This is a genomic window from Luteibacter sp. PvP120, assembly GCF_054055715.1.
This window is the reverse complement of sequence record NZ_JBSRXP010000010.1, coordinates 60,941-81,710: the sequence shown is the minus strand read 5'-3', so window position 1 is coordinate 81,710 and position 20,770 is coordinate 60,941. Positions and strand designations below refer to the sequence as shown.

The 20,770-nt window shown below is 68.1% G+C and carries 11 protein-coding genes; 10 read left to right on the top strand and 1 reads right to left on the bottom strand.

What is annotated here, in order from left to right:
* Nucleotides 1-91: 91 nt before the first annotated feature.
* The 7 genes from ACVKN3_RS17285 (at nucleotide 92) to ACVKN3_RS17255 (ending at nucleotide 15,883) form a co-directional block, all read left to right on the top strand.
* Complete coding sequence (locus ACVKN3_RS17285) at nucleotides 92-1,060, top strand: fimbrial protein (RefSeq protein ID WP_354516815.1); 969 nt, start codon at nucleotides 92-94, stop codon at nucleotides 1,058-1,060.
* Nucleotides 1,061-1,152: 92 nt separating this feature from the next.
* On the top strand, nucleotides 1,153-2,841 hold the full coding sequence (locus tag ACVKN3_RS17280; RefSeq protein WP_354516813.1) for a copper resistance system multicopper oxidase: 1,689 nt from the start codon (nucleotides 1,153-1,155) through the stop codon (nucleotides 2,839-2,841).
* Nucleotides 2,838-3,656 (top strand): copper resistance protein B, encoded by an 819-nt coding sequence (locus tag ACVKN3_RS17275; protein ID WP_354516811.1) that lies wholly within the window; start codon nucleotides 2,838-2,840, stop codon nucleotides 3,654-3,656. The genes ACVKN3_RS17280 and ACVKN3_RS17275 overlap by 4 nt, the downstream gene beginning before the upstream one ends.
* Before the next feature lie 210 nt (nucleotides 3,657-3,866).
* Nucleotides 3,867-13,679, top strand: a complete 9,813-nt coding sequence (locus ACVKN3_RS17270) for a YDG domain-containing protein (protein WP_354516809.1) — start codon at nucleotides 3,867-3,869, stop codon at nucleotides 13,677-13,679.
* Between the two features lie 53 nt (nucleotides 13,680-13,732).
* A complete protein-coding gene (locus tag ACVKN3_RS17265) occupies nucleotides 13,733-15,415 on the top strand; it encodes a ShlB/FhaC/HecB family hemolysin secretion/activation protein (protein WP_354516807.1) in 1,683 nt (560 codons plus the stop codon).
* Nucleotides 15,416-15,480: 65 nt separating this feature from the next.
* Nucleotides 15,481-15,639, top strand: coding sequence for a hypothetical protein (locus tag ACVKN3_RS17260; protein WP_354516805.1), 159 nt, complete (start codon nucleotides 15,481-15,483; stop codon nucleotides 15,637-15,639).
* Nucleotides 15,617-15,883 (top strand): DksA/TraR family C4-type zinc finger protein, encoded by a 267-nt coding sequence (locus ACVKN3_RS17255; RefSeq protein WP_285403296.1) that lies wholly within the window; start codon nucleotides 15,617-15,619, stop codon nucleotides 15,881-15,883. Before ACVKN3_RS17260 ends, ACVKN3_RS17255 begins: the two co-directional genes overlap by 23 nt.
* A gap of 76 nt (nucleotides 15,884-15,959) precedes the next feature.
* On the opposite strand, the gene ACVKN3_RS17250 is transcribed toward ACVKN3_RS17255, so the two are convergent.
* Nucleotides 15,960-16,727, bottom strand: coding sequence for a DNA/RNA non-specific endonuclease (locus ACVKN3_RS17250; RefSeq protein ID WP_354516803.1), 768 nt, complete (start codon nucleotides 16,725-16,727; stop codon nucleotides 15,960-15,962).
* Between the two features lie 255 nt (nucleotides 16,728-16,982).
* Between ACVKN3_RS17250 and paoA the strand changes: the two genes are divergently transcribed.
* The 3 genes from paoA to paoC are packed head-to-tail and all read left to right on the top strand — an operon-like array spanning nucleotide 16,983 to nucleotide 20,764.
* A complete protein-coding gene (gene paoA, locus ACVKN3_RS17245) occupies nucleotides 16,983-17,615 on the top strand; it encodes an aldehyde dehydrogenase iron-sulfur subunit PaoA (RefSeq protein WP_354516881.1) in 633 nt (210 codons plus the stop codon).
* A complete protein-coding gene (locus ACVKN3_RS17240) occupies nucleotides 17,612-18,562 on the top strand; it encodes an FAD binding domain-containing protein (RefSeq protein WP_354516801.1) in 951 nt (316 codons plus the stop codon). Before paoA ends, ACVKN3_RS17240 begins: the two co-directional genes overlap by 4 nt.
* Nucleotides 18,563-18,565: 3 nt before the next feature.
* Nucleotides 18,566-20,764, top strand: a complete 2,199-nt coding sequence (gene paoC / locus ACVKN3_RS17235) for an aldehyde oxidoreductase molybdenum-binding subunit PaoC (RefSeq protein WP_354516799.1) — start codon at nucleotides 18,566-18,568, stop codon at nucleotides 20,762-20,764.
* Nucleotides 20,765-20,770 lie beyond the last annotated feature (6 nt).

The window sequence follows — 20,770 nt, the reverse complement described above, 5'->3', positions numbered from 1 at the left end:
AACGCCGACATCCCGATTTCAGAACCGTCGTATGGGGTGGCCCGGGGCACGCGAGCACAGTTACGGGAGCCCTCTTCCACGCGGTGCACCCATGTCGACCCGTCCTGCTCCTGCTTTCGTCCTCGCCCCTTTCGCTACTGTCTCCTTCGCCTTCGCCTGCCTCGTCGTCTCGCCGGAAGCCTTCGCGGGCTGCCTGTCGCATCCCTCGCAGGGCATCGCGCAGCCGTTGTCCTTCGGCACCGTGTCCGTCGCGGCGGATGCGCCCGTCGGCGCGGTGATCGCCGAACGAACCACGGCCGCCTGGAGTTCGCCCGCCTTCAAATGCGTCAAGCCGAGGCGAACGGGCAGCCTGGCCCTGTTCAACACGCCGGCCGCGGGGGGCGATAACGTCCACGCCACCAACCTTCCCGGCGTGGGCATCCGCGTCTACTTCTACAACAGCAACTATGGTGAGCGCGTACTGCCAGAGCGCGAATTCATTCCCTGGACCTTCAAGGCCCAGCTGACCAGCGCGCATTTCCGCGTGCAATTGATCAAGACGGGACCCATTCCCGACGGCGGCAGCCTCCTCTACGGCACGCTGGCCCACGCCGGCTACGACGACCACGCGCAGGTCCGGGTCGACCTCGTTCAGGGCCGCGTCGAGCCGCAACGCCCCACCTGCGCCTTCGCCGCCAAGCGGCTGGTGTTCGCCCTGGGGAAGGTGGATGCGCGCGATCTCGCCGTGGCCGGCAGCAGCGCATGGGCTACGCAGTCGCTGGTGGTCACCGGCTGCACGGGTGCCACCCAGATACTGATGACCTTCCGTGGCACGCCCGATGCGCGGCAGGCGTCGCTGTTCCAGCTCGATGGGCCCGGGGCGGCGGGCGGGGTGGCGGTGGAACTGCGCAGTGTCGATCCCGATGTCCAGGCCATCCCCAACGATCCCGCGCCCCTGGTGTTGCCCGCACCGAGCGAGGGGCAGGCGTTCGGTTTCCGCGCCCGCTACCGCACCACGGGTGCCGCGCTGGTGCCAGGCACCGCCAACACTCGCATCACGGTCAACGTCGCCTACCGATAACCCCGCGGCGGCGCGCGGAGCCACGTCCAGAGTTGTCGCCAAGCGCCCGCCGTGGCTAGGCTGGTCCTTCGATCGCCACGAAGCCCCCGCCCATGCGCCGTCCCGCTGCTCCCGCCGTGCACCTGCCCCGCCGCCGTTTCGTGCAGGGGCTGACCGTCGCCGGCATCGGTTTAGGTGCCGGCATCGTTCGGCCCGTATCCGCCACCCGCGCAATGGCACCGGTGGCGCCGCTACGCGGCAGCACGATGGATCTTGACGTGTGCGAGGCGGCGGTGGACTTCACCGGCCGCGCGCGTCGCGCCGTCACCGTCAATGGCGGCGTGCCCGGCCCTACCCTGTACTGGAAAGAAGGCGACACGGTGCAGCTGCGCGTGCACAACCGGCTGGACGTCGTGACGTCCATCCACTGGCACGGCCTGGTCGTGCCGGCCGACCAGGACGGCGTGCCGGGCCTGAGCTACGACGGCATTCCCGCGGGCGGCAGCTTCACCTACCGCTTTCCGCTGAAACAGTCGGGCACCTACTGGTACCACTCGCACAGCCGCTTCCAGGAACAGAGCGGACTGTACGGTGCCATCGTCATCGCACCCAGGGACCGCGAACGCCATGCGGCCGAGCGCGACCACGTCCTGCTGATCAGCGACTGGACCGACGAAGACCCGGAGCGGGTCTACGCGAAACTGCGCACGCGCAGCGACGTCTACAACACCGGTCGCCCCACGGTGGGCGACTTCCTGCGCGACGCGCGCGAGAAGGGTTTCGGCGATGCCATGGCCCTGCGCCGCATGTGGAACCGCATGCGCATGAACATGACGGACCTGGCGGATGTCTCCGGTGCCACCTACACCTACCTGATCAACGGTGCGCCGCCCGCCGCCAACTGGACCGGCCTGTTCACCCCCGGTGAGCGCGTGCGCCTGCGTGTCGTCAACGGGTCGTCCAACTCCATCTTCGACCTGCGCATCCCGGGGCTGCGCCTGCGCGTGGTCGCTGCCGACGGGCAAGACGTGGTGCCGGTCGAGGTGGACGAGCTGCGCCTCTCGGCGGCCGAGACCTATGATGTCATCGTCACGCCCACGGATGATCGCGCGTACACCATCGTGGCGCAGTCCATCGACCGCTCCGGCTACGCGCGCGCCACCCTGGCGCCGCGCCAGGGCATGATCGCACCGGTGCCGCCGCTGGACCCTCGGCCCCGGCTGGCCATGCGCGACATGATGGGCGCCATGGCGGACGACGCCGACCAGGGCGGCGACATGGTCATGGCCGAGCACGCGCGGTCCGAGTACGGCCCGGCTGTGGACATGCGGGTGGACATGCCGCGCACCAACCTCGACGATCCCGGTGTCGGCCTGCGCGAGCGTCCCCATCGCGTGCTGACCTATGCCGACCTGCATACGCTCGGTGGTGCGCTGGATACGCGCGAGCCCGGGCGCAGCATCGAGCTGCACCTTACCGGCAACATGGAACGCTACACGTGGTCGTTCGACGGGCTGCCGTACTCCGCGGCAAGGCCGGTGCACTTTCGCGCCGGCGAGCGACTGCGCGTCACGCTGGTCAACGACACGATGATGAATCACCCGATCCACCTGCACGGCATGTGGAGCGAGCTCGAATCGCCCTCGGGCACCTTCCAGGTGCGCAAGCACACCGTCAACGTGCAGCCGGCGCAACAGGTCAGCTATGCCGTCACGGCGGACAACCCGGGGCGCTGGGCGTTCCACTGCCACATGCTTTACCACATGGAGGCGGGCATGTTCCGCGAGGTGGTGGTCTCGTGACGCGGTGGATCGTGGGGTCGCTGCTCGCCCTCGCCCCGTGCCTGGTCCAGGCGCAATCGAGCATGGGCGACATGTCGATGGGCTCGATGCAGGGCGGTAGCGCGCCGGCCACCGCGCGTAGCGGCGACTGGTCCGACGGGGTAGCGCCGATGTCCGCGCATGGCATGTCGATGATGGACATGGACGATAACGCGTCCGCGGGCACGCTGCTGCTGGACCGCCTGGAATCGTTCGCGGGCCAGGGCGCGCATGGGCAGTCGTGGGAGGCCCAGGGCTGGTACGGCAACGACCGCGACAAGCTGGCCTTTCGCAGCGAGGGCGATCGCGCCGACGGTTCCACCAGCGGCGACGCCACGCTCGCGTGGAGCCACGCGGTAGCCGCCTTCTGGGATGCCCAACTGGGCGTCCGTCACGATATCGGGGCGGGACCGGAGCGTAACTGGCTGGCTGCGGGTGTGCAGGGACTCGCCCCGTACTGGTTCGAGATCGAGGCCACCGCCTACGCGGGCCCCGGCGGGCGCACGGCCGCACGCTTACGCGCGGAATACGAACTGTTGTTCACCCAGCGGCTGATCCTGCAGCCCGAGATCGAAGTGAACGCGTACGGCAAGGATGACAAGGCTCGCGGTATCCGCGCGGGCGTGTCGGGTGTCGAAGCAGGCCTGCGGCTCCGCTACGAAATCCGCCGCTCGGTGGCGCCTTACGTCGGCATCGCCTGGGAACACCTGACGGGCGGCACGGCGGATCTGGCCGCCGGCCAGGGGCGTCGTGTCACCGATCGACGATGGGTGGCCGGCATCCGCCTGTGGTTTTGATCCGGGTATAAATCCTGGCTTTTGGATGCCTTCACAATTTATTTGTGACGTGGATCACATTCGTAACTTAATATTGCCGCAAAGGCGCTGACTCGTTCGAACGAGCCGCGCCGAGTCCAGGGGGGCTCCCGGATATCCGTCGTTCTGCTCGGCTTCCTTGCCGGGTGCGCCCCTGCGTGTGCATGCGCCCCGAAACCAAGGTTGCCCGAAATGAATCGTATCTATCGCCTGTGCTGGAACGTCGCCACCTCGCAATGGGTGGCCGCCAGTGAGCTCGCTCGTGGCAGCCGCCCCGCCGTGCCGGGTACGACGACCCGGACAATCGGTCCGCGAGCGTCGTCGATCGCCCTGGCCATCGCCCTGGCGCTGGGCGCCGGCGTGGCGCATGCCGGCCAGACGGGCGGCCAGGTGGCAGCGGGTACCGGTGTGATCCACCAGGACGGCGCGGTCACGACAGTCAACCAGACCAGCCAGCGCTTGTCGCTGAACTGGCAGAGCTTCGACATCGGCGCGAACGAAACAGTCAACTTCGTGCAGCCGGGCCGCGATGCCATCGCGGTGAACCGGATCCTCGGCAACAAGGCGTCCGACATCTACGGCCACCTCAACGCCAACGGGCAGGTGTGGCTGATCAATCCCAACGGCGTGCTGTTCGGGGAAGGCGCGCAGGTGAACGTGGGCGGCCTGGTGGCCTCCACGCTCGACACCTCCGACGACGCTCCCGGAACCTCGTTGCGCCGTTTCAGCGGCGACGGCAAGGGCAGCATCGTCAACAAGGGCAGCCTGCGTGCTGCCAGCGGTGGTTACATCGCCCTGCTGGGCAATACCGTCTCCAACCAGGGGACGGTGTCGGCGCAGCTGGGTACGGTGGCCATGGGTGGTGGCAGCGCCGTGACCCTGACCTTCGACGGCAGCCGCCTGATGCACCTGCAGGTGGACCGCAGCACGCTGGATAACCTGGTGGAAAACCGCCAGCTGGTGCAGGCCGATGGCGGCCGGGTGTTCATGACCGCCGGCGCGGCGGATTCGCTGCTGGCCAGCACGGTGAACAACACCGGCGTGGTACGCGCGCAGACGGTCGAGAACCGCCACGGCCAGATCGTCCTGCTGGGCGGTATGGCCGCCGGCCATGTCGAGGTGGCCGGCACGTTGGACGCCAGCGCCCCGCACGGCGGCGACGGCGGCAGCATCGAGACGTCCGGCGCCTTCGCCCACATCGGCGCGGCCACCATCACCGCCGCCGCGCCCAAGGGCACCGCGGGCGCGTGGCTGGTCGATCCGTACGACCTGACCATCGACAGCACGGCAGCCGGCACGATAGCCAGCACCCTCAACGGCGGCACCAGCGTCACCGAGCAGACCACCGCCACGGGTGCCAGCGGCGCCGGCGTGCAGAACGCCTCCGGTGCCGGTGACATCACCGTCAACGCCCCGATCAGCTGGAATAACGCCTCGGCCACGCTCACGCTGGACGCGTACCGCGCGGTGAACGTCAACAGCGCGATCACCGGCGCGGGCACCGTGGTCATCAAGGCCAACGGCAACGGCGGCAACGGCAACATCACGCTGGGCAGCTCGGGCACGATCGCCGGTGGCGCGGGCGTCACGCTCACGGCCGCGAACAACTTCGTCAACAACGCGGGCTCCGCCGCGCTCTCCTCGGCCTCCGGCACGTGGCGCGTCTACTCCGCCAGCCCGTCGACGGACACCCGCGGCGGCCTCACGCCGCAGTTCATCCAGTACAACGCGACACCCGGCACCACGGTGCAGGGCGCGGGCAACGGTTTCCTCTACGCGCTGGCGCCCACCGTGGCGATCACCGGCCTGACCGGTACGGTGGAGAAAACCTACGACGGCACGACGTCCGCGTCGCTGGCCGATGCCAACTTCAGCAAGACCGGCCTCGTCGACGGCAACACGATGGCTGTCGTGAGCGGCACCTACGCCGGCAAGGATGCGGCCAGCGGCATCCAGGTGACTGCACCCTCGGCCACCTCGGCCTACACGTTCACCGACGCCACGGGTGCGGTGCCCGTCTATGGGTACACCGTGACCGGCACCGGACGGACCGCCGCCATCGGCGTCATCGATCCGCGACAGCTCGGCATCGCCATCGTCAACAACCCGACCAAGACGTACAACGGCACGCGCACCGCGACGCTGGTGGCCGGCAACTACCAGACCAGCGGACTGGTGTCGGGCGAGGGCATCAGCTTCAGCCAGCCCAACAGCGTGGCCTACGACGCGGCCAGCGCCGGCGCCACCAACGTCACCGCCAACTTTGTGGCCTCCAATTTCGTGGCCGCCAACGGCACGAAGCTGTCCAACTACGTGCTGCCCAGCGTCGCCACGGGCATGGGTACGATCAACAAGGCCAAGGTCCAGCTGTCCGGCCTGATCGGCACCGACAAGACCTACGACGGCAGCACGGCCGACACGCTCGACATCTCGCACGCCACCATTTTCGGTGTGATCTCGGGTGACACGGCGGATGCCACGCTCGATACCGCCGCCGGCAGCGGCGCGTTTGCCGATGCCAACGTCGGCAACGGCAAGGCGGTGGGAGCCATCGGCTTCCGGCTGGCCGGCAACAAGGCCTCCAACTACGACCTCGTGCTGCCGACGGACATCACTGCGGCGATCACGCCGCGCACCCTGACGATCCAGGGCGTGTCGGCCACGGGCAAGGCGTACGACGCGACGACCTCGGCGGCGCTTGCGCTCGCCAACCCGCAGCTGATGAACCTGGTGGCCGCCGACCAGGGCGCCATCTCGCTGGTGACCACCGGTGCCACCGGCAACTTTGCCACGAAGAACGTCGGCACCGGCATCGCCGTGGCCGCGAGCGGTTTCTCGCTGGCCGGCAACAGCCTGGGCAACTACACCCTCACCCAGCCCGCCGGCCTGACGGCGGACATCACGCCGCGCCGCCTCGACCTGTCCATCGTCAACAACCCCACGCGTACCTACAACGGCACCACCACCGCCAACCTCGCCGAGAGCAATGTGCAGGTGGTCGGGCTTCAGGGGGGCGAGACCGCCAGCGTGAAGCAGGCATCGTCGGCGTCCTACGATAGCGCCAACGCCGGTGCGCGCACGGTCACCGCCTGGCTCGAAGGGTCCGACTTCACGCTGGGCAACGGCGCGTCGCTGTCCAACTACACCTTCGACAGCACCGTCGTCGGTGCCGGCAGCATCGCGCAGGCACCGCTGACCTGGACCATCGTCGGCAACCCCGCGAAGCAGTACGACGGCACCACGGCTGCGACGCTCGACACGAACAACTACCGGGTCTACGGGTTCATCGCCGGCGAAGGCGCCACGGTGACGCAGACCGCCGGCACCTACAGCGACAAGGACGTAGGCACGCGCGGCGTCACGGCCACCGTGGGTAGCGGCGACTTCGCCGCCACGGGCGGCACGCTGCTCTCCAACTATGTGCTGCCGACCAGCATCAGCGGCTACGGCACGATCACCCCGCGCGACCTGGGTGCGCTGTCGGTGGTGATCAGCGGGCACCCGACCCGGGCCTACGACGGCACCACCGTTGCCACCCCGATCGCCGGCAGCGCCAACAGCAGTGGCGATTACACCCTCACGGTGAACGATTCCTCCAAGGCGTTCGCGCCCGGCGAAGGCGTCTACATCACCAAGACCACGGGTACCTACGCCAGCAAGAACGTCGGCAAGCAACCGGTGTCGGTGTCGCTGACCGACAGCGACTACACCCCGTACGGCGGCACCAGCTTGTCCAACTACACGCCGCTGCCGACTTCGGCGTACGGCACGGGCGAGATCACCCCGGCGCAGCTGACCGCGGCGATCATCAACACGCCGACCAAGGTCTACAACGGCACCACGTACATGTCGCTGGCGGCCACGGATTACGCCATCTCCGGTTTCGCCAACAACGAAGGCGCACAGATCGTGCCGTCCAAGCTGGTCGCGTTCGATACGAAGAACGTAGGCACCGGGAAAACCATCACGGCGCAGATGGCGACCACGTCCTATCTGGCCAACGCGGGTACGGACCTGTCCAACTACACGCTGGATTTCACCGCCGAAGGCCCGGGATCGATCACGGCTGCGCCGCTGTACATCCTTGGTGTATCGGCGCAGAACAAGACCTACGACACGACCGCCGCGGCCACGCTCAATAGTGCCGGGGCATCGCTGCTGGGTCTGGTCTCCACCGACACCGATGCCGGCAAGGTCACGCTGGCCAAGGGCACCACCGGCACCTTCGCCACCGGCGATGCCGGTACCGGCATCGCCGTAACGCCGAGCGGCTTCTCGATCTCCGGCAGCGAAGCGGGCAACTATGCGTTGCAGCCGTTGACCGGCCTTACCGCCACCATCAGTCCGTATACGCTGTCGATCAGCGGTGTCTCGGCCGTCAACAAGGTCTACGACGCCACGACCGCGATCGGCCTGGATACGAGCAACGGGGCCCTGCACGGTGTGTTCGCCAGCGACGCGGGCAACGTGGCGCTGGATACCTCCAGCGCCGGCGGCAGCGTGCGCTCGGCGAACGCCATCTCGGGCCAGGCGGTCACCGTCTCCGGGCTGGGGCTGAGCGGTAGCCGTTCCGCCAATTACCGCGTGGACCAGGTCAGTGGTCTGACTGCCGATATCGCCAAGCGCACGGTGACCGCGTCGATCACTGGTAACCCGACCAAGCCGTACGACGGTTCGAATTCCGTCACGCTGCTTGCTTCCGACTACACGCTTAATGGTTTCGTCGGCATGCAGAGCGCGACCATTCCGCAGTCGTCGACGGCGAACTACCTCGACGTGAACGCAGGCAGCAACGTCGGCCTGAGCTCCACGCTCTCGGTCTCGGACTTCGTCGCCGGCAGCAACACCAACCTGGCCAACTACAGCCTGCCCACCGCCGCCAGCGGCACGCGGGGCACGATCACGCCGTTCATCGTCAACCTCATGGGTACGCGCGTCTACGACGCCACCGTGCATGCCGATGCGTCGCTGTTCACCAGCGGCGGCACCGTGGCCGGCGTCAACGGCGAGACACTGACGCTGACCGGCTCCGGCAACCTGGTGACGAAGAACGTGGGCGCGCAGCGCGCGTTCGCCGACTTCGGCACGCTGGCACTGGGCGGTAACGGTGGCAGCACCGCCAGCAACTACACGCTGGCCGGCGGCATCGATTGGGTGACGATCACCCCGGCCGCGCTCACCGTCATCAATACCACCGCGGCGGACAAGGTGTACGACGGCAACACCGTGGCGCAGCTCAGCGGTGCACAGCTGGCCGGTGTGCTCGGCAGTGACACCGTGAGCCTTGATGGCGCGACCACGACGACAGGCACGTTCGCCAGCAAGAACGTCGGCACGCGCAACGTCACCACCGCCATGCAGGTCACCGGCAGCGACGCCGCCAACTACGTCGTGATACAGCCCACCGGGATCTCGGCAGCGATCACGCTCAAGAGCATCACGGCCACGGCCATCGCGCAGAACAAGCAGTACGACGGCGGCACCGCGGCGACGACGGCGCTGGCCTCGTCCGGCGTGGTTGCCGGCGACAGCGTGACCTTCGGCAGCAGCTCCAGCACCTTCGATGGCAAGGACGTAGCCAACGGTCGCACCGTCACCGTGTCCGGCATCACCGCCGGCGGCGGCGACGCCGGCAACTACACGCTGGGCAACACCTCCGCGACCACCACGGCCGACATCACGCCGCGCGTGCTCACGCTGACCGGCAGCCGCGTGTACGACGCCGGTACGACCGCGGCCGCGGGCACCCTGGCACTCGGCAACCTGGTGGCGGGCGAGTCGCTGGTACTGGGCGGCGCTGGCGCGCTGAACAGCAAGAATGTGGGTGTGTACCGCAACGGGGCCGGTTTCGATAACAGCGGACTGACGCTTGCCGACAATGCCGGCCTCGCCTCCAACTACACGCTGGCCGGCGGCGTCGACCGCTACACCGTGAGCAAGGCGGCACTGACCATCAGCGGCACGACGGCGACGAGCAAGATCTACGACGGCAACCGTAACGCGGCCCTGCAGGGCTCGCACCTGGACGGCGTGCTCGGCAGCGACGATGTCAGCATGACCAACACGGGGCTGGGCACGTTCGACACGAAGAACGTCGGCACGAACAAGGTCGTGACCACCGCCATCGGCCTCGCTGGCGGTGACATGGGCAACTACACCGTCTCGCAGCCGACCACCGTGCGTGCCGACATCACGGCCAAGGCGATCGCCGTGGCCGCGACGGGCGTCACCAAGGTGTACGACGGTACCACCGCCTCCGCCGCGACGCTGTACAGCAACGACCTCGCTGCCAACGACAACGTCAGTTTCAGCGCCGGCACCAACGTCTTCGACAGCAAGGACGCAGGCACGGGCAAGACGGTGTCACTGACCGGTATCGTCGCGAACGGAAGTGATGCGGCCAATTACACCCTGTCCAACACCTCGACCACGACGGCCGCGAATATCACGCCGTTCGTCATCGGCCTGACCGGTACCCGTGTCTATGACAGCACCGCCACCGCGGCGGCCTCGTTGTTCGGAAGCAACGGTATAGTGACTGGTGCCAATGGTGAGACGCTGACGTTGAGCGGCAGCGGCGTAACCCATGCGAAGAACGTGGGCACGTACAACCTGGCCGCCAATGGCACGGGTACGTTGTCGCTAGGCACCCTCGCGCTGACCGGTAACGGCGGTGCCAGCGCCGGCAACTACACGCTGACCGGCGGTGTGGATCGCCTCACCATCACGCCGTATGCGCTCACAGTGGCGGCCACGGGGGTGGACAAGGTCTACGATGCCAGCCTCAATGCGACGGTTACCCTGGCTTCCGGCGGCGTGTTCGGCGGCGATACGGTGAACTTCGCGTACGGCACGGCGCTGTTCGGCGACAAGAACGCAAGCGTCGGCAAGACCGTGTCGGTCGGCGGCGTCTCCGCATCGGGTACCGACGCGGCCAACTACACCGTCAACACCACCGCTACCACCACGGCCACCATTACGCCGAAGGCCATTGCCGGCAGCATCGTGGCGGACAGCCGCACCTACGACACGACGACGAACGCCACCACGCACGGCAGCCTGGCTGGCGTGATTGCCGGCGACAGCCTGTCGTATGCGTCCACGACGGGAAGCTTCCTCGACAAGGCCGCGGGCACCGGCAAGACGGTCGATGTCTCCGGCGTGCTTACCGGCGCCGACCGCAACAACTACGTGGTGACGGCCAATACGACAACGACGGCATCGATCGCCAAGGCCGCCATCGTCGTCGGCACCACGGCCAGCAACAAGGTATACGACGGCACGTCCGGCGCCGTCACCTCGCTCGGCAAGAGCGGTGTGCTCGGCAGCGATGTCGTCGACTTCACCAGCACCGGCGCCAGCTTCAGCGATGCCAACGCCGCCAACGGCAAGACGGTGACCACCGGCGGTATCGCAGGCAGCGGCGCCGACGCGGGCAACTACACCTGGAACGCCACCTCGACCACCACCGCCAACATCACGCCCCTGGTCATCAACCTCGTCGGTAGCCGCGTGTACGACGGCTCCAACGCGATCGCCGCGGGGGTGCTGTCCTTCCAGGGCATGGTCTTCGGCCTCAACGGCGATGCGCTGGCGCTGTCGGGTACCGGTGCAGTGGCCGACAAGAACGTGGGCAACACCAGGCCGCTGACGTCGCTGGGTACGCTGGCGCTGGCCGGCACCGGCGGCTCGATCGCGACCAACTACACCCTGGTCGGCGGCACGCACACGGCCAGTATTACGCCCAAGGCGATCACCGGCAGCATCGTCGCCGATGGCCGCACCTACGACACCACGGCCCTGGCCACCACGCACGGCAGCCTGTCGGGTGTGGTCGCCGGCGACGATCTTCGCTACACCAGCACGAGCGGCAGCTTCGCCGACAAGAACGCAGGTACCGGCAAGACGGTCACGGTGTCCGGTGTGCTCGGCGGCGGCGATCTCGGCAATTACACGATCGCCTCCAACGCCACCACGACGGCATCGATCGCCCGTGCGGCGATCCAGGTGAACACGATCGCCGCGGACAAGGTCTACGATGGCGCCGATACCGCGACCACGGTGCTGGCACCGGCCGGCGTACTTGGTGGCGACGTGGTCACCTTCAGCAGCACGGGCGCCCGCTTCAGCGATGCCAACGCGACCACGGGGAAGACGGTGACCACGTCGGGCATCGCGGCATCCGGAGCCGATGCGGCCAACTACCTCTGGAACGCGGCCTCCACCACCACGGCGTCCATCACGCCCTACGTGATCAGCCTGCAGGGCACGCGCATCTACGACGGCTCCACTACCGTGGCGGCGGATAGCTTCGGGCCCGGCGCGCAGGTGGCCGGGATCAACGGCGACACGCTGACCCTGTCGGGCATCGGTGCCGTCGGCGACAAGAACGTCGGCACGCAGAAGGCGGTGACCTCGCTGGGCACGCTGGGCCTGCAGGGCAACGGGAGCGCGCTCGCCGGCAACTACACGCTGCTGGGTGGCACGCACACGGCCACGATCACGCCGAAGCAGATCGTCGTCGACGCTACCGGCTCCACCAAGGTCTATGACGCCAACACGCTGGCGACGGCCGCGTTGTCGTCCACGGGTATCGTGTCGGGCGATCAGGTCGCCTTCTCGGCCACCAGTACGCGTTACGACACGAAGAACGTCGGTAACGGCAAGGCAGTGACGGTGGACGGCATCGCCGCCTCGGGTACCGACGCGGGCAACTACGCGATCAACACCGCGACGGTGACGACCGGCGACATCACGCCGCTGGCGATCACCGGCACCATCGCCGCCGACGGCAAGACCTATGACGGTGGCACGGCCGCGCAGACGCATGGCACCTTCGGCGGCACGCTGGCCGGTGATGACCTGGGCCTGGTGACCCAGGGGCAGTTCGTGGACAAGAATGCCGGTAACGGCAAGCGTGTCGACGTGGGTGCGCAGTTGACCGGTGCCGACGCGGGCAACTACGCGCTCACCGCCAACACGACCACCATGGCCGATATCCGCAAGGTCGTGCTCGACCTGTCCGGCAACCGTGTTTACGACGGCACCGCCGGCGCAGGCGCGGGCATGTTCGGCGAGCGTGGCGTGCTCGACGGCATCGCCGGTGAGTCGCTTACGCTCTCCGGCAGCGGCGTGCTGGCCAGTCGCAACGTGGTCACCGACCGTCCGCTGGCATCGCTGGGCACGCTGGCGCTGACCGGTAACGGCGCGACGCTGGCGGACAACTACACGCTGGCCGGTGGCCGCGACGTCGCCACGGTGACGCCGCTGGGCATCACGGCGGCGGTCACGGCCGACGACAAGGTGTACGACGGCAACGCCTCAGCCATCACCCGCGGTTCGCTGGGTGGCGTGGTGGCGGGTGACGATGTGCGCCTGTCCACGCTGGGCCAGTTCGTCGACAAGAACGCCGCTAGCGGCAAGTCGGTAACCGTGGCGGGGCGCATCGACGGTGGCGACGCCGGTAACTACGTGCTGTCCTTCAATCCGCTCACCACTGCCAGCATCGTGAAGCGGTCGGTGACGGTGGCCGCGCAGGGGACTGACAAGTTCTTCGACGGCAGCCGCAACGACACGGTGCGCCTGAGTGCCGACGGCATCCTGCCGGGCGACCAGGTGGGCTTCGCGGCGGGCAGCGCGACGTTCGCCGATCCGACAGTCGGCCTTGGCAAGTCGGTGCAGGTGAGCGATATCGCCGCAAGCGGCGCGGATGGTGGCAACTACGCGTTCAACACCACCACCCAGACCCAGGCGAGCGTCCACCAGAACGCGTCGCAGGGTGCGTCCGCCACTGCGCTGACCCAGATCGATGCGGTGCTGAACCCGGAGTCCATCGCCACCCCGTATGGCGTGGCCTCCAATGTCACCGTCGGCCAGTACTCGGGCAACCACAAGAAGACGCGCCAGCCCGTGGAGAAGAACGTGCAGCGTGCGGATTTCACGCCCGGTCTTTCCCTCCAGGTGGTGGAAGGCGGCGTGCGCCTGCCGGCGGATGCGATGCACTGATGGATCGCACCGCCACCGCCGACCCCATTCAACCCCTTCGTACCGGTCAATCGATGAACACTGCTTTGCTTCCCTCGCGCACCGTGAACCTCCTGGGCGCGTGCATCCTCTTCGCCCTTGCCGGCGGCGTTCATGCGCAGTCGTCCCGCGCACCGCAGGCTGGCGACCTGCTGCGGCAGGTGCCCACGGCGCCGCAGCCCGCCCGGGGTAACGACACCGGCCTCGAGGTGGCGCCTGCCGCCGCCGTGGCGACCGCGGACAGCGCCCCGTTTCACGTCACCACCATCGAAGTCACTGGGGCCACGCTGCTGCCCGCTGCCGAACTGCATGCCCTGGTAGCGACCGGTGAGGGCAGCGATCTCACGCTGTCCCAGCTGCAGGCGCTGGCGGCGAAGATCACCGCCGCCTATCGCGAAAAAGGCTACCCGCTGAGCGTGGCCTATGTGCCGGCGCAAACGCTGTCCGGCGGCACCGTGCGCATCGCGGTGCAGGAAGCGCGGCTGGGCAAGGTCACGCTGGAAAACCACAGTCGCACGCACGACGCACCGTTGCAGGCCACGCTCGACCCGCTCACCTCGGGCATGCCGATCTCCACGCACGGTTTCGATCGCAGCCTGCTCCTGCTCGGCGACGTGCCCGGCGTGACGGAAACCTCGGTGCTGCGGCCCGGCGATCAGCCTGGTACGTCCGACCTGGCGGTGCGTACCGACGACCGGCCGCGCTACACCGGCCTGGTGGCCCTGGACGACTACGGCAACCGTTACACGGGCCGCGTGCGTGCCACCGGTACGTTCAGCGTCAACAGCCTGCTCCACCAGGGCGACGTGCTGGACCTGACTGCGCTGAGCGCCGGCGCCAACATGAATTACGGGCGCGTGGGGTATCGCTACCTGCTCAACGGCCAGGGCACCGTGGTCGGTGCCGCCGTGTCCACGCTCGATTACAAGCTCAAGGGCGACCTGCGTGTGCTCGACGCGCATGGCACGGCCCAGGTGGCCAGCGTGTTCGTCAGCCACCCCTTCATCCGCAGCGCCCAGGGCAATCTGTACGGCCAGCTGGGTTACGACCGTCGCCGTCTCAACGACATGGTGGACGTGGTCGCGGTGCGGACCCGGCGGCACACACAGGGCTGGACGGCGACGCTTGCCGGCGACCAGCGCGACGCCCACGGCGTGACCAACTTCAACCTGGCCGCCACGTACGGCATGCTCGGCTTCGACGACGCGTTCGCCGAATTCGTCGATGCGGTGAGTGCGCGGACCAAGGGTCATTACCTGAAGTATTCGTTCTCCATCGCGCGGTTGCAGCAGCTGTCCGAGAACAACGCGCTGTACGTCGGCTTCCAGGGCCAGTGGGCCAACCGGAATGTCGACACGGCCGAGCAGTTCTATCTCGGCGGCGCGAACAACGTGCGCGGCTACGATACCGGTGCGCTCGCCGGTACTCAGGGACAGATGGTCAACCTTGAGTATCGTCGTACGCTGAACATTGGCGCGCCGGGCAACTGGGTGGCCCTGGCCTTCGTCGACGGCGGCCGTGTGTCGATTTACAAGGATACGTTCGCGCCGGGTACCAACAGCGTGCACATGCAGGATGCCGGCCTCGGCCTGCGCTGGCTGGGCGACGACCAGTGGTCGGTCAGCGCCGATGTGGCGCATCCGATCGGGGCGCGGCCGGCCATCCTCGGGCAGACGCACGATGTCCGCGCCTGGGTGCAGGTGCAGAAGGGCTTCTGACGGGCTGGACGCGCTGTTGACGGGGTAGGTGGTCTGCTGGGCGTCCTGCCTCGTGGAGCACCGCCATGCACCAGCGCGATCCCGACGACGAGCCCACCACGGGTTCGGGCGACCCCCAGCACCGCACGCCCGGCGCACCGGAGGAACCGGTCACCACCGGCTCCGGTGATCCACAACACCGCCCCGAACCGGAGAATCGCCATGGCGACCGGCTGGGCGGGTGATACCGCCGTACAGGACCAGATCGACGCCACCGTGGAGGATGCGGTCAAGCGGGCGCGCAGCCATCTGCCGAAAGGGCCCAGCCTGACGCACTGCGAGGAATGCGATGCGCCGATCCCCGAGGGTCGGCGCAAGGCCATCCCCGGGGTTCGCCTGTGCGTGGCCTGTCAGGAGAAGGCCGACCGCGGCGAGGCCGTGGCCACCGGCTACAACCGGCGCGGCAGCAAGGACAGCCAGTTGCGTTAGTGTTTGGGTGTCGGCCTGCCCGGGCGGATCGATGGATCGCCCAGGCAGGCCGGTACGGCCGTTTCCCCGACGAACGTCAGTTCGGCAGCGGCAGCGAGATGGCTTTCTGCTTGATCGCGGCACTCAGGGCCGGGAACGGGTCGATACCGGTCTCGTCCGTGATCGCCTTGACCGACATCACCGTGCACACCGTCGCATCGACATTGCTGCAGCGCCACACGGCCGCACCGCCTTCCGCCGGAATGTAGACCGCCTTCCAGGTGTAGTTCGGGACGATGACCGCATCAGCGCCGATGGTGCTGGGCGTCGGGCCGTCGAAGGCCGGGCCGGTCACGACCCAGGCTTCGCCGTCGTTGGTCACCATGGTGCGCAGGCTGGTTTCGATGCGCTCCCACTTGCCCGTGTTCAGCAGGTGGTCCTGCGGCACCATGTTGGCCAGCGAGAAACTCTGGCGCTGTGCGGTGGCGTTGGGCTCGTCACCCGACGGGGTCATGTGGCCGCGGTCGTAGCCGCTGCCCTTGTAGTCGGCCAGCTGCGAGCGGTCTTCCGCGGGAATGGCCGTTTCCGGATGGAAAGCGTCGGTACGCGGGGTGTTCTTGGCATTGGCGATCTGCGTGGCGGTCAGGTGCTCCGCGGACCACAGCGGACCCTTGGTCACGCCGGAGGCGATCAGCGCATAGGCGTCGTTGCACACCACGGTGGTGCGCTCGGCCAGCGAAGTGTCGATCAGGTCCGGGGCCTGCTGGCCCTGGAAGAACTGCGGACAGGCGGTATCGGACGCATGCACCGTGCCGGCGACGGCGAAGATGACGACGGCAACGGCACTCAAAAAGCGGTTTTGCATGATGTTCCCCAAGCGAATGGCAGTTCCCCTGCTCGCGAGCCCGGGTATTGTTGCCACGATCCATGACAGGAGTGGGACACCCGCGGGCGTGAAGTGAGACCTGGGTCGCACTTCGTATTCATGAAATCCACACACCGTTTCCTTTGATTCTTGCTATGAATCCCGCGTTACCTTCCGCCGGACCCTCGGCGGGCAAGGCAGGCCATCCCGGTCGATCGCATCGACGCAGACTACAGGCCCACCCAAGTGGACACGATAGACACACTGAAGATTTCCCGTCGCGGCTTCCTCAAGCTGAGTGCCGCGACGGCCTCCGCCGGCGCCGTGCCGCCGCTGGTCGCCAAGGCCGCGGCTCCTGCCGCGCCGCGTCCCCCGGTGACCGCCACGGTTACCCTGCACGTCAACGGCAAGCCGCAGACGCTTACCCTGGACACGCGCACCACGCTGCTGGATGCCTTGCGCGAGCACATGCACCTCACCGGCACGAAGAAGGGCTGTGATCACGGGCAGTGCGGTGCCTGCACCGTGATCGTCGACGGCCGCCGGATCAACAGCTGCCTCAGCCTGGCGGTGATGCACGAAGGCGCCCGGGTCACCACGATCGAGGGCCTGGGCACGCCGCAGGCCCTGCATCCGATGCAGGCGGCCTTCGTCAGGCACGACGGTTACCAGTGCGGCTATTGCACGCCGGGCCAGATCTGCAGCGCCGTGGCGGTGCTGGACGAGATCCGCGACGACATCCCCAGCCATGTCAGCGGCGACCTGGGCGTGCGTGCCACCCCCAGCCCGCTGGAAATCCGCGAACGCATGAGCGGCAACATCTGTCGCTGTGGTGCCTATTCGAACATCGTCGAGGCGATCGCCGAGGTAGCCGGGAGCAAGGCATGAAACCCTTTACCTACGAGCGCGCCACCAGCCCGGCCGCCGCCGCGGCCGCCGCGGTACGCCAGCGCAACAGCCGCTTCATCGCCGGTGGCACCAACCTGCTGGACCTGATGAAGATCGAGGTCGAGCAGCCCGAGCACCTCATCGACGTCAACGGACTGGACCTGGCCGCCATCGCGGCCACGCCGGAGGGCGGCCTGCGCATCGGTGCGCTGGTACGCAACACCGACCTGGCCGCGGACGCCCGCGTGCGTCGCGACTACGCTCTGCTTACCCGCGCGCTGGTGGCCGGCGCCTCCGGCCAGCTGCGCAACAAGGCCACCACGGCTGGCAACCTGCTGCAGCGCACGCGCTGCCCCTATTTCTACGACACCAACCAGGCCTGCAACAAGCGCCTGCCCGGCAGCGGTTGCGCGGCCATCGGCGGCTTCAGCCGTTCGCATGCGGTGATAGGCAGCAGCGCCTCGTGCATCGCCACGCACCCCAGCGACATGGCCGTGGCCATGCGCGCGCTGGATGCGCGCGTCGAGACCGTGCAGCCCAATGGCACCACCCGGCAGATTCCCATCGCGGATTTCCACACGCTGCCCGGCAGCACGCCGCAGGTCGAGACCACGCTGGTGCCCGGCGAGTTGATCACCGCCGTGACCCTGCCCCGGCCGCCCGGCGGCACGCACATCTACCAGAAGGTACGCGACCGCGCGTCTTACGCGTTTGCCCTGGTCTCCGTCGCCGCGGTGGTACAGAAGGACGGTACGGGGCGGGTCGCCGTGGGTGGCGTGGCGCACAAGCCGTGGCGGGTGGAAGCGGCCGAGGCGTCGCTGCCGCAGGGCGCCAAGGCGTTTACGGCGAAGCTGCTGGCCGGCGCCACGCCGACCGAACAGAATGCTTTCAAGATTCCCCTGGTCGAGCGCACACTCGGCGCGGTACTCGCCGAGGCAAAGGGCTGAGCCATGAAATTCGACACGCCCGCCACTACCAATCCCATCGACCGCATGAAGGTCGTCGGCCAACCGCACGACCGCATCGACGGCCCGTTGAAAACCACCGGCACCGCGCCGTACGCGTACGAGCAGCACGCTGCCACGCCCGACCATGCCTACGGCTACATCGTGGCGTCGTCCATCGCGCGTGGCCGCATCGCCGGCATCGATACCCAGGCCGCGCGCGGTGCGCCGGGTGTGCTGGCCGTGGTAACCGCCGCGGATGCCGGCAAGCTGGGCAAGGGCAAGTACAACACCGCCCGGCTGCTCGGCGGCCCGGAGATCCAGCACTACCACCAGGCCGTGGCCGTGGTGGTGGCGGAAACCTTCGAGCAGGCGCGGGCGGCCGCGTCGCTGGTGCATGTGGACTACGTGCGTACGCCGGGACAGTTCGACCTGGCGGCCGTCAAGGCCGGCGCGGTGAAGCCCGACGACGCCGACGCGGACAGCGCGCACGGCGACTTCGCGGCGGGGTTCGCCGCGGCGCCAGTGACGCTGGATGCCATCTACACGACGCCGGACCACGCGCACGCCATGATGGAGCCGCACGCATCCATCGCGAAGTGGGACGGCGACAAGCTCACCCTGTGGACATCCAACCAGATGATCGCCTGGGGCAAGGGCGACGTGGCCACCACGCTGGGCATGCCGAAGGAAAACGTGCGGCTGATCTCGCCCTACATCGGTGGCGGTTTCGGCGGCAAGCTGTTCGTGCGCGCCGACGCCCTGCTGGCCGCGCTCGGCGCGCGTGCGGCGAAGCGCGCCGTGGCCGTCACGTTGCCTCGCCCGGTGATGTTCAACAACACCACGCATCGCCCGGCCACCATCCAGCGTATCCGTATCGGCACCGACACCGCCGGGAAAATCCAGGCGATCGCCCACGAAAGCTGGTCCGGCGACCTGCCCGGCGGCGGGCCGGAAACGGCGGTGCAGCAGACCCGCCTGCTCTATGCCGGGGCCAACCGCATGACCGCCACGCGGCTGGCCGTGCTCGACCTGCCCGAGGGCAACGCCATGCGCGCGCCGGGCGAAGCGTCCGGCCTGATGGCGCTGGAGATCGCCATCGACGAGATGGCGGAGAAGCTGCACATGGACCCGGTGCAGTTCCGCATCCTCAACGATACCCAGGTGGACCCGGAACATCCGCAGCGCCCGTTCTCCCAGCGCCAGTTGGTGAAGTGCCTGCGCGACGGCGCCGACCGGTTCGGCTGGGGCAAGCGTGGCACGGCGCCGGGCAGCCTGCGCGACGGCCGCTGGATGGTGGGCATGGGCGTGGCTGCCGCCATCCGCAACAACCTGGTGATGACCTCCGCCGCGCGGGTGCGCCTGGGTACGGATGGCCACGCCACCGTCGAAACCGACATGACGGACATCGGCACGGGCACCTACACGATCATCGCCGCCACGGCGGCCGAGATGCTCGGGCTGCCGCTGGAGGCTGTAAAGGTGGTGCTCGGCGATTCTTCGCTTCCGGTCTCCGCCGGCTCCGGTGGGCAATGGGGCGCCAACAGCTCGACCGCCGGTGTCTACGCTGCCTGCGTGAAACTGCGCGAGGCCATTGCGGGCAAGCTGGGCCTGGATCCGGCCACGGCCGTGTTCGAAGACGGCAAGGTCACCGCCGGGGGCCGCAGCCTGCCGTTGGCGCAGGCTGCACGCGACGGCGAACTGGTGGCCGAAGACAAGATGGAATACGGCAACCTGGCCAAGAAGTACCAGCAGTCCACCTTCGGCGCGCACTTCGTCGAGGTGGGCGTGGACGCCGCCACCGGCGAGATCCGCGTCCGGCGCATGCTGGCGGTGTGTGCCGCCGGCCGCATCCTCAACCCCAAGTCCGCGCGCAGCCAGGTCATCGGCGCCATGACGATGGGTGTCGGTGCGGCCTTGATGGAGGAGCTGGTGGTCGACAAGCGCCTGGGCTTCTTCGTCAATCACGACCTGGCCGGCTACGAGGTACCGGTGCATGCCGATATCCCGCACCAGGAGGTGGTGTTCCTCGACGAAGCCGATCCCATCTCCTCGCCGATGAAAGCGAAGGGCGTCGGGGAACTGGGCCTGTGTGGCGTGGCGGCGGCCCTCGCCAATGCCGTGCACAACGCCACCGGTGTGCGTGTGCGCGATTACCCCGTCACGCTGGACAAGCTGCTCGATCGCCTGCCGGCGGTTGGCTGACCCCGC